At 41.8% G+C, this 14,138-nt stretch carries 13 protein-coding genes; 6 read left to right on the forward strand and 7 right to left on the reverse strand.

The features are described from left to right. Positions 1-14: 14 nt before the first annotated feature. The 5 genes from C0213_09975 to C0213_09995 form a co-directional block, all read right to left on the reverse strand. Entirely contained in the window at positions 15-2,207 is a 2,193-nt protein-coding gene (locus C0213_09975) for a hypothetical protein (protein AUX12714.1), read from the reverse strand. Between the two features lie 152 nt (positions 2,208-2,359). After that, positions 2,360-2,974, reverse strand: a complete 615-nt coding sequence (locus tag C0213_09980; protein AUX12715.1) for a hypothetical protein — start codon at positions 2,972-2,974, stop codon at positions 2,360-2,362. 446 nt (positions 2,975-3,420) lie between these two features. Further along, positions 3,421-3,936, reverse strand: a complete 516-nt coding sequence (locus C0213_09985; protein AUX12716.1) for an Rrf2 family transcriptional regulator — start codon at positions 3,934-3,936, stop codon at positions 3,421-3,423. A gap of 6 nt (positions 3,937-3,942) precedes the next feature. Beyond that, complete coding sequence (locus C0213_09990) at positions 3,943-4,473, reverse strand: hypothetical protein (protein AUX12717.1); 531 nt, start codon at positions 4,471-4,473, stop codon at positions 3,943-3,945. Between the two features lie 96 nt (positions 4,474-4,569). Further along, a complete protein-coding gene (locus C0213_09995) occupies positions 4,570-5,097 on the reverse strand; it encodes an N-acetyltransferase (protein AUX12718.1) in 528 nt (175 codons plus the stop codon). Positions 5,098-5,264: 167 nt separating this feature from the next. Between C0213_09995 and C0213_10000 the strand changes: the two genes are divergently transcribed. Then, complete coding sequence (locus C0213_10000; GenBank protein AUX12719.1) at positions 5,265-5,549, forward strand: hypothetical protein; 285 nt, start codon at positions 5,265-5,267, stop codon at positions 5,547-5,549. 442 nt (positions 5,550-5,991) lie between these two features. Then, complete coding sequence (nhaC, locus tag C0213_10005) at positions 5,992-7,371, forward strand: Na+/H+ antiporter NhaC (GenBank protein AUX12720.1); 1,380 nt, start codon at positions 5,992-5,994, stop codon at positions 7,369-7,371. 86 nt (positions 7,372-7,457) lie between these two features. Here nhaC and C0213_10010 read toward each other — a convergent pair whose 3' ends face one another. Beyond that, positions 7,458-8,051: a hypothetical protein gene (locus tag C0213_10010; GenBank protein ID AUX12721.1), complete on the reverse strand. Its 594-nt coding sequence runs from the start codon at positions 8,049-8,051 to the stop codon at positions 7,458-7,460. A gap of 105 nt (positions 8,052-8,156) precedes the next feature. Then, positions 8,157-9,890 (reverse strand): pyruvate oxidase, encoded by a 1,734-nt coding sequence (gene spxB / locus C0213_10015; GenBank protein AUX12722.1) that lies wholly within the window; start codon positions 9,888-9,890, stop codon positions 8,157-8,159. Positions 9,891-10,087: 197 nt separating this feature from the next. Here spxB and C0213_10020 point away from each other — a divergent pair, with 197 nt between their 5' ends. From C0213_10020 to C0213_10035, 4 genes are all read left to right on the forward strand, one after another. Beyond that, positions 10,088-11,044 carry a peroxidase gene (locus tag C0213_10020; GenBank protein AUX12723.1) on the forward strand — a complete coding sequence of 319 codons (957 nt, stop codon included), beginning with the start codon at positions 10,088-10,090 and terminating at the stop codon, positions 11,042-11,044. A gap of 185 nt (positions 11,045-11,229) precedes the next feature. Continuing rightward, positions 11,230-12,189 carry an NADPH:quinone reductase gene (locus C0213_10025; GenBank protein AUX12724.1) on the forward strand — a complete coding sequence of 320 codons (960 nt, stop codon included), beginning with the start codon at positions 11,230-11,232 and terminating at the stop codon, positions 12,187-12,189. A gap of 154 nt (positions 12,190-12,343) precedes the next feature. Next, positions 12,344-13,057 (forward strand): hypothetical protein, encoded by a 714-nt coding sequence (locus C0213_10030; protein AUX12725.1) that lies wholly within the window; start codon positions 12,344-12,346, stop codon positions 13,055-13,057. Positions 13,058-13,146: 89 nt separating this feature from the next. Beyond that, positions 13,147-14,130 carry an NADPH:quinone reductase gene (locus C0213_10035; protein ID AUX12726.1) on the forward strand — a complete coding sequence of 328 codons (984 nt, stop codon included), beginning with the start codon at positions 13,147-13,149 and terminating at the stop codon, positions 14,128-14,130. Positions 14,131-14,138: the final 8 nt, after the last annotated feature.

Genomic DNA, 14,138 nt, shown 5'->3' on the forward strand with positions numbered 1-14,138 from the left:
TAATCTCCTCTATCTTAAGGGGCCGGTGTATTACCTAACGTCCAGTCAATGGTCCCTGTGTAATCACCCACATAGGCCCCTGCATTCACTTTTAACAATATCCCTTGATTATCATCCCACTTAATCGGTGTAATGTCATCATCCGATGTTGTTGTTTTAGAGGCAATTTTTTGCGGGGTGGCGGTAACATCTGTCATCTTTTGACCATCGACGTAAACTAGACCGCCATCTAACTGCTTATGATCTGTCGTCCGTGTCAAACCGGTTGAGCTAGCATATAAATCCCAACGTGAACCGGTGCCACGCGTATCGGCGACTGTTGGTGCCCAATCGGTATTATCGCGTTTATTAATCGTATTCTTCCCGACAGTCACTGGTTCGAAACCAATTTCATCTTTAACCTTATCTAATAAAAGCGTCCCGCCTTTTAATTTAAAGTACACGGTAACCACTGCTGATTTTTCATTGTAACCAGCATTGGTCATGTAAAGCGTCAATTTATGGGTGTCATTCAATGATAAACCGACCGTTGGAATCCCACTAACCAACTTCGAACCGACATTATTTTGCGCAATGGTCTTTTCTGCACCATCATCGATTGCATAATGCAACGTACCTAGTGCATGGCTATCAATCTTACCAGTCGCTGATGATTGCGACCAAGAACCAGTCAAATCGATCGGTTGATTCTTATCGAGTGCAATTGGTTTTTCTTTGGTTGGATCAGTCCATTTTTTATCCAAGGTAATCTTAGGCACGCTTGTGACATAAATAGCCTTTTCGGTTGAATCGCGGGCCATCTTACCATCCAAACTAATTTTGTAGTTCCGACCTAGGTTAGTCGTCCCATCAGTTGGCGTTGGATCAAAAGCAGTTAACGTAAATTGAATCTTAGACGTGCTATTTTTAGCAATATCGCCCATATTAACCCCGGTACTATATTTATTATCACCAACGGTACCGAAAAAATCACTTTCGGTCGCAGCATGCGGTGTCAGTGCATTACCATTCAAATCAATAGCAGGTGTCTTAAAAAGACCTGTCGAAACTTTATTCTTCGATACCAATTTATCGTTAATCGCTAAATCATCGGCAACATAGGAAACTCCTTGCGAATCATCCGTTCCTTCAGTCATATAACGCACCCCAACTTGCTTCCAATCAGAACCACTCGTTGGTTCATTATTGATTGTCAGAACGCCTTTTAGTTCTTCTAAAGGTTTTGCTGGATTATCCTTCGTTACCTCAGCACCTAGTGCATCACCATTTTCATGGTACACTTTGTAATTTTGCGACGTAGTAGGAATATTTGAAATTTTCTCAAAAGCGACTTGATTCAATTCATTACTACCACCAGTTTTACCGGTGAAGCCCCAGTAAACACTCGTCCCACCGAAAGTTTTGTTCAAATCAGTGATTGTGGCGGTCCCTCTCAAGACAGTATCAAAATAATAACTCAAAAGGTGCTTATCCGGATCCCAAGTGACCCTAAATTGGTGCCATTTACCATCTGATAAATACGTATTCTTCGGTAATTCATATAAATTACCGTGATTTAAAATAGTTGTGTAGTCCGCTAAAATTCCTAATCCTGAAGTAGCCGAAGTATAGGTTCCGGCCTGAGCTGGAAAACCACTCGCAATATGATTAGTCGTTAATTGAGTAACCGAAAAATCTAACCAGTTCTGCTTAAAATTCTTGGCGTCCCAGTTTTTATTATTAAACGTATCAAACTCGACCGCGAAACTATTTTGAATCGCCGTCGATAAATCCGGTTTAGCACTACTACTGCTTTGCGGTTCAGCCCAAACTCCCAATTGCTGACCACTACCATTCAGTTGAATCACACTCGTCCCACGACTATCGCCATGCATTACAAAAGCCATCCCATCAGCAGCTTTAACCCCGCTATCACCAAAATTGAGTAACATCGATGAATCAAAACTCTTGGTTAAATCAATCCGATTATCCGGATTAGACCAAATAGCCCCCGACTGATTGTTGGCGGCTGGGTTAATGACGGTCACGCCGTCCACTGGTAATTCACTGTCAGATGCCTTTAGTGGTGGTGCGAATAAATTCTCGATATTTGTAATGTGTGCCGGTACTGGGTCGATTGTTGCCTCTGTTGGGCGAACTACCACCAAGATTCCTAGCAATAAACTAATACCTAGCACTAAAAACTGTATTGTTTTATTAATACGCATTGCCAGTCCTCCTTGAGCAGCTTCTTCCAAATGACTAATTAACTGTTACCTCAAGTGATTTCTGTTTAGAAATCAACTGAGGTAACAGCTCATTATTGAGCTGTTACTACTATTATAACCATTGTAAAACGCCATCTCAAATTAGGGGTGAATTATGCTTTAGGTGTTGCGGTTAACGTCCATGTTAATTGACCCGTATAGTCACCAGCATAAGCGCCAGCTAAAACATGAAGATTTGAGCCACTAATCTTGTAGTTCCAGTTACCTAACCCTTGATCTTTGCCAGCTGTGATAATATTTTTAGCACTATCATTTGTTAAATCAACTGATTTCGTATCTGCGACCGTGTGGGCTGCGTTATCAGCACTAATACCACTTGCGTTCTTCAATGTTAAAGTTGAACTTTCAAGTGTGTGATTACTTGCATCTGTGAATGGCGTTGTAAGCGCAACATCAACTGTATAGCCCGCGCCAGTACCACGTGCATCGGCAACTGAAACAACACCATCAGCTGTTTGAGCTAAATCCAAAACAGAAGTTGTAATTTCTTTTGTCCCAAAATCTAAGTCGGGCACAGCTGTTAACTTAACATTCCCCGTGACATCTTTAGGTGCTGTCAATTGTGCTTTGACCACTGAAGTACCTGTTTGGCCGTCAGATGCGATTGCATTCTGGGGCGCATCTGCTGCAAAAACTGTTTGGCCTGAAATCATTGCTGCACCTGCTACTGTTACCAACCCACTTAATAATAATGTACTCATCTTCATCACAAAGACCTCTATTCTTTAAATTTTCTTTTATCATCTAATTAACATCGTCAAAAAATCCAGCGTTCCAACCATCTTGTCCCTTGAAAAGTAACGCTATTAACCTTTTCGAGATTAGTATATCACCGTCATAATTAATTGTAAACAACTTATTTTCAAAAATATTTAATAAAATAATAGTTTATTAAATAAAGTATATGCCGTATCCATTATTTAATAATTTCTGAAAATAACAATCCCTTATATATCAACGCTCCATTACCCTTTGTTGGAAATTAATTCTAAACGATTATGGAAATTTCAGCAAATAATAACATTTTATTTTTTAATTTTAGATAATCAAGTGGGCGTTAGTGACATAAATCACTATCATATTGATTAAAAATCCCCAAAAAAACAGGCTAGAAGAAAGCTTCTTCTAGCCTGTTTTTTAGACATCAATCAATTTATTTTAGATTTTTAATAATCTTTTGAATTAGTAATTCCCGTTGTTCAGCCGATTGGTTCCAATCGATAACTGGAATATCCGGATGACCCATCGTTTCGATAATTAAACCAGAAACAGTTTGTTTCTTTAGCTCGTTGGCCCATAGCATATCTGCTTTATGAAAAGCAGCATTAATAATCAATGTGCCTTGTTTAGCCACCGGTTGGAAATCATTAAATACTGTATCTAACTTGCCGGTATCCGGATACGACTTAATCTGCCCTTCAGTTGCCAATACAACATCGTAAATTGATACTTCACTGGCTGGTCTCGCTAACGTAAAGCCGCCACTATTACCTGAAGACGACTTTACAAGACCGGCTACCACTAATTTACGAATAATCTTACGTAAATAAGTTTGTGAGCCCCCTAACCGATGGTGAATGACTTCTGATGAAATCGTATGTTCAGGATCTTGGGTTGCCAATAACACAATAATGCACGTTGCTTGTTCAAATGCTCGTGTTAGTTGCATATTAGTCTATCTCCTTTTAACAAACGTCCCCGAAGCCGCACCTGGAGCCGCTTTTACTTCAAAACCATATTTAGTTAAAATGTGTTCAACTTTGTTGAAACTCTCGCGATCAAAAGTACTGATATTGCCATCGATTGTTTGAATTTCTAATTTATTAGCTAAGTTACAAAAAGCTTTAACTGCCAATTGTGCTAATCCTAAGTTTTGATAATCATAAACTGCCAAACGTGACGCTGCACCCAATGTTTCCAAAACCGTAATATGCATTTCATTTTTCCATTTGTTGGTTTCAAACAAGAGTTGTGCTTGAAAATCAACTATTGAATGTCCAAATTTATCAACATTCGCATACGGCGTATATACAAAAATCGAGTTGGTTGATTCCCGCTGGCCGCCTTCACGATAGTCCGTATAGACAACGTATTGTTTAACCTCATCATCGCTACTTTGATTCATGCTAGATAGAATTGTTAACTTTGAATCTGCCTCAATTTGCGCTAATTTTCTTGCAAAGGCTTGATCATTTTCACTTGCCATCTGATAACCCCCATTTGTCTTTCAATCCCGATTATACCACAGGTTTTCCAATTTAACCGCGCTTTTTAAAGGGTTCTCATTTCGATTGTGATTTTTTTATCGAAATCCCTTTTCGTCTAAATTATATTGGTAGTATTGGACTAAATCGCCACCTAAATAGTCCGGAAGCTGCGTTTGATAAGCAGTGGTAAAGCCCACTTTTTGCAAACAATGGGCTGATTTTTGGTTGGTGATAAAACAAGCCGCCATAAACTTTCCGACCTGTAGATTATCGTGATAGGCAGCCAAAACCGCAGTTAGTGCACTTGTCATTAAGCCTTGGCGGCGACATTGCGGTAAAATCGCAAAACTCAGTTCGTACGATTCAATATTGATATTGTCTTGTGCCAAATTTGGCGCTAACATAATGAGCCCACAAACCGCATCAGTCTCCTTAGTGACAATTGCCCATGAATGCTCATCAGACTGAAGCATGGTTAGAAAAGATTGCGCTTCATGCTCAGATTGAAACGGTGGCATGTTAAGTTGCGCTGCAATCTCTCTTTCACAACCGATTTGGTAGACCACTGCTAAATCACTAGCAATAAAATGTCTTAATTGTACGGTTTCTGTTTGAATATTCACCCCATCGTCTCCTTTTGAAATTCCTACCTTTATCATACGTTACTTACTTATTTCCGCCAAGCCGTTTTTTATATTTGTCTTAAGAACAAGCATATTAATTGTGGTAGACCACTAAATATTTTATAATTGTAGCCATCAATTCCTATTGTTAGAAAGATGGTGTTCGTATGGCGTTACGTGATTACTTTCATTTATTCTCAACCGTTCCAGAACAATCAGAATCTTACGATTACATCCTTCATTTTCTAGGGACGACCACGCCAGATTTGCGCGATTATCCCGATTTAACCAAAATTTGTGATTGGGCTGCTTACGACGATCACAGTTTTAGAATCTGGACCAGTTTACCTTTGGATGAATTCGAACAAAAATTGGCGCAATTAACACCGCTAAACGAAAGAGATTATCAAATTGATTACAGCTATAATTTTAAGGATATTAATTTCTTCTAAACTTTACGCTTGACTTTTAGTCGTTCCTGCCGTAAATTGATTAACAATCATACAAGTCATCTCATTCAAACCAAGTAATGCTTTATCTGTGTGTCAGGAAGTCGGTGGTTGCTGCGAACCGATTAGGGTAAATGTCGTGAAATACTGAATGAAGACTTCGGCTAATTAACAGGACCGTTATCCCCTGTAAAAGTGGCGTGTTGGCTTAAATTGGCGCGCTAACTGGGTGGTACCGCGGTTTCCAATCGTCCCTATTCGCAGATGCGAGTAGGGACTTTTTTTATGCAAAATACTATTGAAAACGACTTTCAATAGCACGTTTCAACTAATTTTAACTAAAGGGAGGTTTTTGCATGTTAAGGCATCTTGCATGTGGTGGTATTCTTCGTTATCAGTCCTATGACGCACAACTTCAGATAAAACTTAAAAAGGATGCGTTAATATGTCAAAAAAATCAATTAGTCTATTCGAAGCAACATTAGTTCTCGTGATTCTCCTGGCCATTATGGGGACCGGCGTTATTATTTTCCAACTTTCTCCTCAAACCCCGGTCCTCACCGGGATTGCCCTGCTGATGTTATGGGCGCGGTGGCGGCATTTTAGTTGGGGCACGATTCATGAAGGGATTGAGGAAGGTTTAAAAAGTGGTCTAATTCCCATCATTATTTTCATTCTCGTCGGTGCCTTGATCAGTACTTGGATTGCCGCTGGTGTCATTCCCAGTTTAATGGTTTGGGGCTTCCAGATGGTCAATGTCCACTGGTTTATTCCATCCATTTTCGTCGTTTGTGCCCTCGTGGGGAGTGCCATTGGGAGTGCCTTTACCGTTATTTCAACGGTCGGGATTGCCTTTTTCGGCATTGGTGCCACACTGGGATTAGATACCACCATCGTCGCAGCTGCCATTATTTCCGGGGCAATATTTGGTGATAAATCTTCACCCCTCTCTCAATCAACTAATTTAACGGCTGCCGTTACTGAAACAGATCTCTTTGCCCACATCAAAAACTTAATGTGGACAACCGTACCAGCTTTTGTCGGTTCATTAGTGCTATACGCGATTATCGGGCATACATCTCGTGATATTCCGTTGACCAAAATCAGTACAACCGTTGCCATTTTAAAGGCCCATACCGACGTTAGCCTCTGGGCCTTACTCCCGATTATTTTAATTTTCGTCTGTGCGCGGTTAAAAATGCCAGCTATTCCAACGTTATTTTTAAATATCGCCGTTTCAATCGGTTTAATTTTTAGCCATCATCCCCACACTTCTTTTAAAACAATTGCCAACTTGATTGAAAATGGCTTCGTCGCTCATACGGGCAATCAAAGTATCGATGCACTTCTCACACGTGGCGGTATTAATAGCATGTTGAGCACAGTGGCCTTAATTATCATGACGTTGACCCTAGGTGGCCTATTGATGAAACTCGGTTTAATCGAACGCGTGATGACGCCCCTGGCGACCCATCTCAAAACCCCTGGTCAATTGATCAGCGCGGTGATTGCTTCTGGGATTGGCGTTAACCTCTTTATCGGTGAAGAATTCCTTTCTGTTATCCTACCAGGTAAAGCTTTTAAATCAACGTTTGAAAAATCAGATCTTAGCAACTTGGCGCTTGGCCGCGCACTCGAAGATGGCGGGACCGTTATTAACTACTTAGTCCCTTGGGGCGTTGCCGGCGTTTTCGCCGCTAACACCCTCGGCGTGCCAACACTAAGCTACCTGCCATTTTGTTTCTTCAGTATCCTCTCACCAATCTTCTCAATCTTGAGTGGGTTTACAGGGATTGGCCTCAAAAAGAAAAGTGTTACTCATTAAGCAAAATAAAAGAGGTTGCGACAAAAGTAATTTTTGTCGCAACCTCTTTTTTGAATTCAAAATTTTATACCTGAAACGCACTCTTTTTAGAATAGATTCATCAAGAATTGACCGCCGTAAACTAATGCAAAGCTATAGGCCGCAATTGATGCTGGTTTACATAAGATGATAATCCATGTGAATTTCTTCAATGACATTTCGGTTAAACCGGCCATCAAACATAAGACATCATCGGGCGCAACCGGTAGGAAAATCGCTAAGGCGAAAAAGCGCGCGAAGTTTTTCTTTTCCGTAATCGTGCCAATATATTTATCGTAAGTCTTCTCGTTGATGACGTGGAGGATAAATGGTTTCCCAAACTGGCGGGCCAGTAAGAAATTTAAAATTGATCCGATTGCAATTCCGATGTAGTTATAGATAAAGCCCCATAGCGGGCCAAAAACTAAAACACCGGCAGCGGTACTAATCCCCCCCGGAATCACTGGAATCACAACCTGAATAATTTGAATCGTAATGAAAATAATCGGGCCGATGAGTACCGAATGACCCAAGTACGCTTGCAAGGCAGTTGTGTTGTTAAAAAGCCCTAGTCGTGACCAGTAAATGGCTAATGCAATACTCCCAATCAGGGCCATCAGAGAAGTCGTGCTAATTAAACGTCTTGATATTGTTCTACTCATCCGCCAAATTCCTTTCCATCTTCAATGTACCTATAATTTACCACAATTTATTTTATAGCAAGTCCGCCAATAGTCTGATTTAAGAAATCTTAATTTTTTAAGCAATCATTCTAAAAATGTCCGAAAAGGCTTTAATCCTTGGGCCCGATATTTTTTAACGAACTGAGCGACTGCTTCAGGATCTTGTGTTTGAGCATCGATTACCAATTGTTCAACTGGTAATGGCCGTTCGTTAGCGATTTTGACGTCAATCACAACGGGCCCTTGACGTTTTTGAGCCGCTGCAAAAGCAGCCTTCAATTCATCTAACGTCCGAACTGTAAAGCCCTGTGCCCCCAATGCGGTTGCGGCTGCGCCGTAATCAGCACCTTGAATGGCAACACCAGAATGGGGTTGGCCTTTGTCATCTTGTTCGGCTTCAATAAACCCAAATGAATCGTTACTCAACACAACGTTGATAATTGGCATTTGGTATTTAACTTGTGTGATCAAATCTTGCATCACCATCGTGAAGCCACCATCACCGCTGATTGACCAAACTTGCCGATCAGGGAAGGCTGCTTGCGTCCCAATGGCAGCTGGTAAAGCAGCCCCCATCGTTGCGTACCAAGCTGAAATCGTCGTCTTTTGGCCGGGTTTCATCTTCAAAAAGCGCACGCCGTCAATCGTAACGTTTCCCACGTCTAAGTTAAAAATAGCGTCAGCAGTTGCCATTTGATTGATTGCTTTGAAGACTGGTTCCACTCGTAACGGTGTTTGTGGATCCTCTTCAAAACTAGCGGTCCATTGATCCCAGTTAGCCTTATTAGCGACTGCTGCGCGGTAAAAGGCTGTCTTTTCAGATACCGGTTCACTGGCCTTGAGTAGCGCCGTTAATGCTGTTTTGGCATCCGCTAAAATCCCAACATCAACATGGTGTCTGTGGCCGAGTTTCGTTGGATCAATATCGATTTGAATGAACTTCGCATCTGGTTTGAAGAAGTACTGGCCAAATTCATAGTTGCTGCCGACAAACAAAATTAAATCGGCGGCTTCTGCCAAATCAACTCCTGGTTTAGTCGCAACACGGCCGGCTGAAACCATGTAAGCTGGGTTGTCGTCAGCGACGATGCCTTTAGAAAGGGCTGATGACATCATTGGGATACTTAACTTATCAGATAATGCCACTAATTCGTCGCCGGCTGCTTTGGCACCTTGACCAAAATAAATAATGGGTTGTTTAGCCTCTTTAATCAATTGCAATGCTTGTTGAATATCAGTTGAACGAGGTTCTGGATAATTCCCCATCTGGAATAGGTTAGCGGTTGCTTCAAAATTATCTTCGATTGGTTGCCAGCCTAAATCCGTTGGAATTGTCACAACCGCTACACCACTATGTTTGTAAGCTTGTTGAATCGCTTGGTCAACAACTAGTGGTAATTGTTCAGCCGTCATAACCGTCCGGTTGTAGACTGCTACATCTGCAAACATTGGATTTTCGTTCATTTCTTGGAAATAATCAGTATTCATGACACCCGTTGCCACTTGCCCGACTAATGCTAAAACGGGGACGTGATCGTACTTCGCATCATAAAGCCCATTCAATAGATGAACGGCGCCGGGACCAGCTGACCCAAATGTGGCCGCGATTTTACCAGTCACCTTAGCTTCACCTGAAGCTGCCAAAGCACCAACTTCTTCGTGGCGAACCTGAATATAACGCATAATTGCTTTTTGGTTATGCAATGCATTCATCGTTGAATCAAATGAGCCGCCTGGTAACCCAAAAATATGATCAATTCCCCAGTCTGCCATGACTTTTAACATTGCGTCTGCTGCATTTATCTTTTGTGTTACCATCTAAAAGACCTCCTGATTAATTTTTATTCCGCTTATTTAAGTATACCGCCTAAATTGTAAGCGTTACAAATGATAAGTCTTTTTTGGTCGTTTTGACTGGTAACGCATCGGCTTTTTTGGTATGCTTGCATCAAGCTAGATAATAATGATTATTAATAAGTGATCATTAACTTTAGATTTTTAGGGAGGCTTTTTTAATGGCTATTATAGCTAAAGATGCACAAGATGTTTTTAAAGATGCGGGCGAGAATATTATTTTCACGACACTTAATTTAAATCGCCAAGATTTTTCATCAGACCGCGCTGCCGTTTCAGATTTGGCCGAACGGATTCCCGCCATTATCAATAGTATGAATATCCGCTATCCAGATGCCCATTTGCGCGTTGCTTTTGGAATCGGATCCGATGCTTGGGACTATCTATTCCCAAACGCCCCTAAACCGCGAGAACTAGAACCTTTCCAAACGATTCCTAGTCCTAAACACGATGCTGTCGCTACTGGCGGCGACTTATTCTTCCACATTCGGGCCAAAGAAATGGCTGTTTGCTACGAAGTAATGGCCCAATTCATGCACTTCATTGATCAAAATACAACAACGATTGATGAAACCCACGGCTTCCGTTATTTCGAAGGCCGTTCAATTATCGGCTTTATCGATGGTACGGAAAATCCTGCCATCGATGAAACGGCCGAATACGCCCTAGTTGGTGATGAAGACCCCGAATTCATCAATGGCTCATACGCTTTTGCGCAAAAATATATTCACGCCATGGATACTTGGAATCACACTTCAACTGAAGAACAAGAAAAAACAATTGGTCGTAAGAAATTCTCTGATCTTGAATTAGACGACGATGACAAACCAACAAATGCCCACAATGTTGTCTCACAAGATAACGAAGGCGGCGTTGAACATAAAATTGTTCGAATGAACGTCCCTTACGCTAACCCTGGCGAAAAGATGACCGGCACTTACTTCATTGGCTATGCTCGCCAATGGACAATTGTTAAACGGATGCTCACGAACATGTTCGTCGGTAAACCAGCCGGCAACTATGATCACCTACTAGATTTCAGCGAACCAACAACCGGCGCTCTCTTCTTCATCCCATCCAAAACACTACTAGCAAAAATTGCGGAAGAAGAAATTTAGAGTGCGTTTAAAGCGGTTTGACGCTGCGCATTAGCTGAGTGTTGTAACTAATCGCCAACTTAAAAGACCGGAGACAAAAGTACTTTTGTCTCCGGTCTTTTAAGTTGCTTTTTGTTGACTTCCCGCATACCGATTGCTAAACTGATATTACTTACTTTAAATAAGAAAACAATGAGGTGTTTTAAATGTCAGATACAATGCAAGCTGTTGCGATCAATCAATACGGCGATGAACAAACACTTGAAATGATTACTTTACCAATGCCAACTATTGGTGAACACCAAGTATTAATTAAATCAAAAGCAACTGCGATCAATCCTCTTGACTGGAAATTGCGTGCAGGGTACCTCAAAAGTATGTTCGATTGGGCTTTTCCAATCGTACTTGGTTGGGATTTAGCCGGTGTCGTTACTGAAGTCGGCTCAGCTGTGACAGATTGGCAAGTCGGCGACGAAGTCTTTGCGCGTCCAGCCACTTCCAACCGCGGTACTTACGCTGAATATGTTGCGGTTGACGATGAATTAATCGCACGCAAGCCTCAAAACGTCACTTTTGAAGAAGCTGCTGCCGTGCCACTAGCTGGTGAAACCGCTTGGCAAGCGCTCTTCACACATGGCCACTTAAAAGCTGGTGAAACCGTGCTCGTCCAAGCTGGTTCCGGCGGTGTTGGTTCATATGCCATTCAATTTGCCAAGGCAATGGGCGCCCATGTCATCACAACAACTAGTGCCAAAAATTTCGATCTTGTCCGTGACTTAGGGGCCGACGAAATTATCGATTATCGTAATGAAAAAGTCGCTGATAAAGCACACAATGTTGACCTGGTCATCGATACAATCGGTGGTCAAAGCCAAGTGGATGCTTGGTCCGTGCTCAATCCTGAAACAGGTCGCCAAATTTCAATCGTTGGTGAAGCACCCGAAACAGCTGACATTATCAAAGACACAAAGATGACGTTTGAAGCGATCTGGTTAATGCCAAATGGTAAACAACTTCGTGAGATTGCTAATCTCATGGCTGACGGTAAAGTCAAATCAATTATTGATACTGTCCTCCCATTCTCAGCGGAAGGCTTAATCAAATCACATCAACTAAGTGCAACACACCATTCAACTGGTAAAATCGTCATTAAATTCGCAGATTAATCTCCAAAAATTAAGAACGGCTTAGTAGTGGTTAACGTCACGACTAAGCCTTTTTTCGTACCTCACAAAGATAATAATCCACCTTAACCGATTTATATTGCTTCCCCCCTTTAACTAATAGTATAATAACTTAAACTTTAGGGGGGATTTACAAATGGATAAAACATACAAATCAAGCGCTGAATTAAAGCGCGAGGCTAAGGCGCTCTACGCGGGACATTGGGGCCAAGCAATCAAGCTTAATATCGTCCCAACACTCTTTTCAATTCTAGCTTTTATTTTAATCGGGGGCCTTTTTATGGCACTCGCTGCACTCTTTATGACAACGGACTTTGTTTCATCAGGCTCTGGTTCATTTCCTAGTAACATGTCTTCTGGTAATTCGTTGACTGGTAATATCGGTGGCTTCATCGTTGGTTTAATTACTTTGGGAATTTCATTTACGACGCTCGATTGGGTCCGCTCAAAGGATGCTGACTTTAACGCTTTTAGTGGTGCTTTTAGCGTCTTTTCAAAACGTTATTTTGTCGGAGCGGTCATTACTGAACTATTAGCCGGCTTTTTCACCGTCTTATGGACATTGCTTTTCATCATCCCTGGGCTGATTAAGTCATTTTCTTATTCTCAAGCACCGTTCATCTTCAAAGATTTAACGGACGCTCACCCAGAAGCCGATATCAATTACCTCGATTGTATTACAAAAAGTCGTGAATTGATGGACGGACACAAATTTAGATTCTTCATCTTAAAATTAAGTTTCTTAGGTTGGGATATTTTAGCCGGCTTTACCTTTGGGATTGGCTATATTTGGTTAAATCCTTATAAACAAGCAGCTTACATGGGCTTTTACGCCGACTTAGTGGACTAGCATGCTGAAAGGATTGGTGATTGCCAATCCTTTTTTGTTACCCTCAATGACCGAAACGGCTAAAATAGAGAAGAAAGGATGTGTCCTCATTGATTGCAAATACCCAAATCACCCTAGATTCTCACCAAAATTGGCAAGCTGGCACCGCCCAAGTCCCAACACCTGGCGACCACGAATTACTGATCAAAGTCCAAGCCGCTGCAATGAACCCTATTGATCTCAAACGGCGCGCTATTACGACGCATATTTTAGGCTACGATGGTTACGGCGAAGTCTTAGCAACCGGCAAAGCCGTCACGCAATTTAAAGTTGGCGATATCGTCTATTACGCCGGTTCTACTCGACTAGATGGCAGTTTTCAAGCCTACCAATGTATGACTGAAGCTCTCTGCGCACTTGCCCCCGCGCAATTATCAGCGAGTGAAGCAGCTGGCTTACCTTTAGTCTCGCTAACTGCCTACGAACTACTTTTTGAAAAATTTCATTTCGAGGCCAAAGAACAAGCCCACCTCGGTAAAAACCTCCTCATTATTAACGGCGCTGGTGGGGTCGGCTCAATTATGAGTCAACTCGCCAAATGGGCTGGGTTCACCGTTTATGCCACCAGCAGTCCTCAAAATTTTAACTGGCTAAAAACTAATGGCGTCGATTATCCTGTTGACTACCATCCAACAAGTAACCAGCTCAATCTCGCGCAACTGCCAACCGACCACTTCGATGCGATTGCCATTCTTTACGATCTCGCACCCTATTTGTCTGCTGCCACACGCTTAATCAAACCACTCGGTCATGTCGGTTCACTGGTTAATATGCAAGCCCCACTTGATCTAACACCGCTGAAAGCAAAATCAGTTTCATTTGATTGGGAATACATGTTTACTAAAACGGATTTTAATTATGAAATAGCCAGCCAAGGCGCGATCCTCAAAAAAATAGCGCGCCTCGCCGACACTAATCAAATCCACCCAATTACAACACAAGTCTACCAAGGCTTATCAGTTAAAAACCTCAACACTATCACAAGCGAACTCACAAAAGGTCACGCCATTGGTAAGTATGTGCTAACCTACTAAAAAAGGGA

The sequence above is a fragment of the Latilactobacillus sakei genome, from assembly GCA_002953655.1.
Lineage (GTDB): Bacteria > Bacillota > Bacilli > Lactobacillales > Lactobacillaceae > Latilactobacillus > Latilactobacillus sakei_A.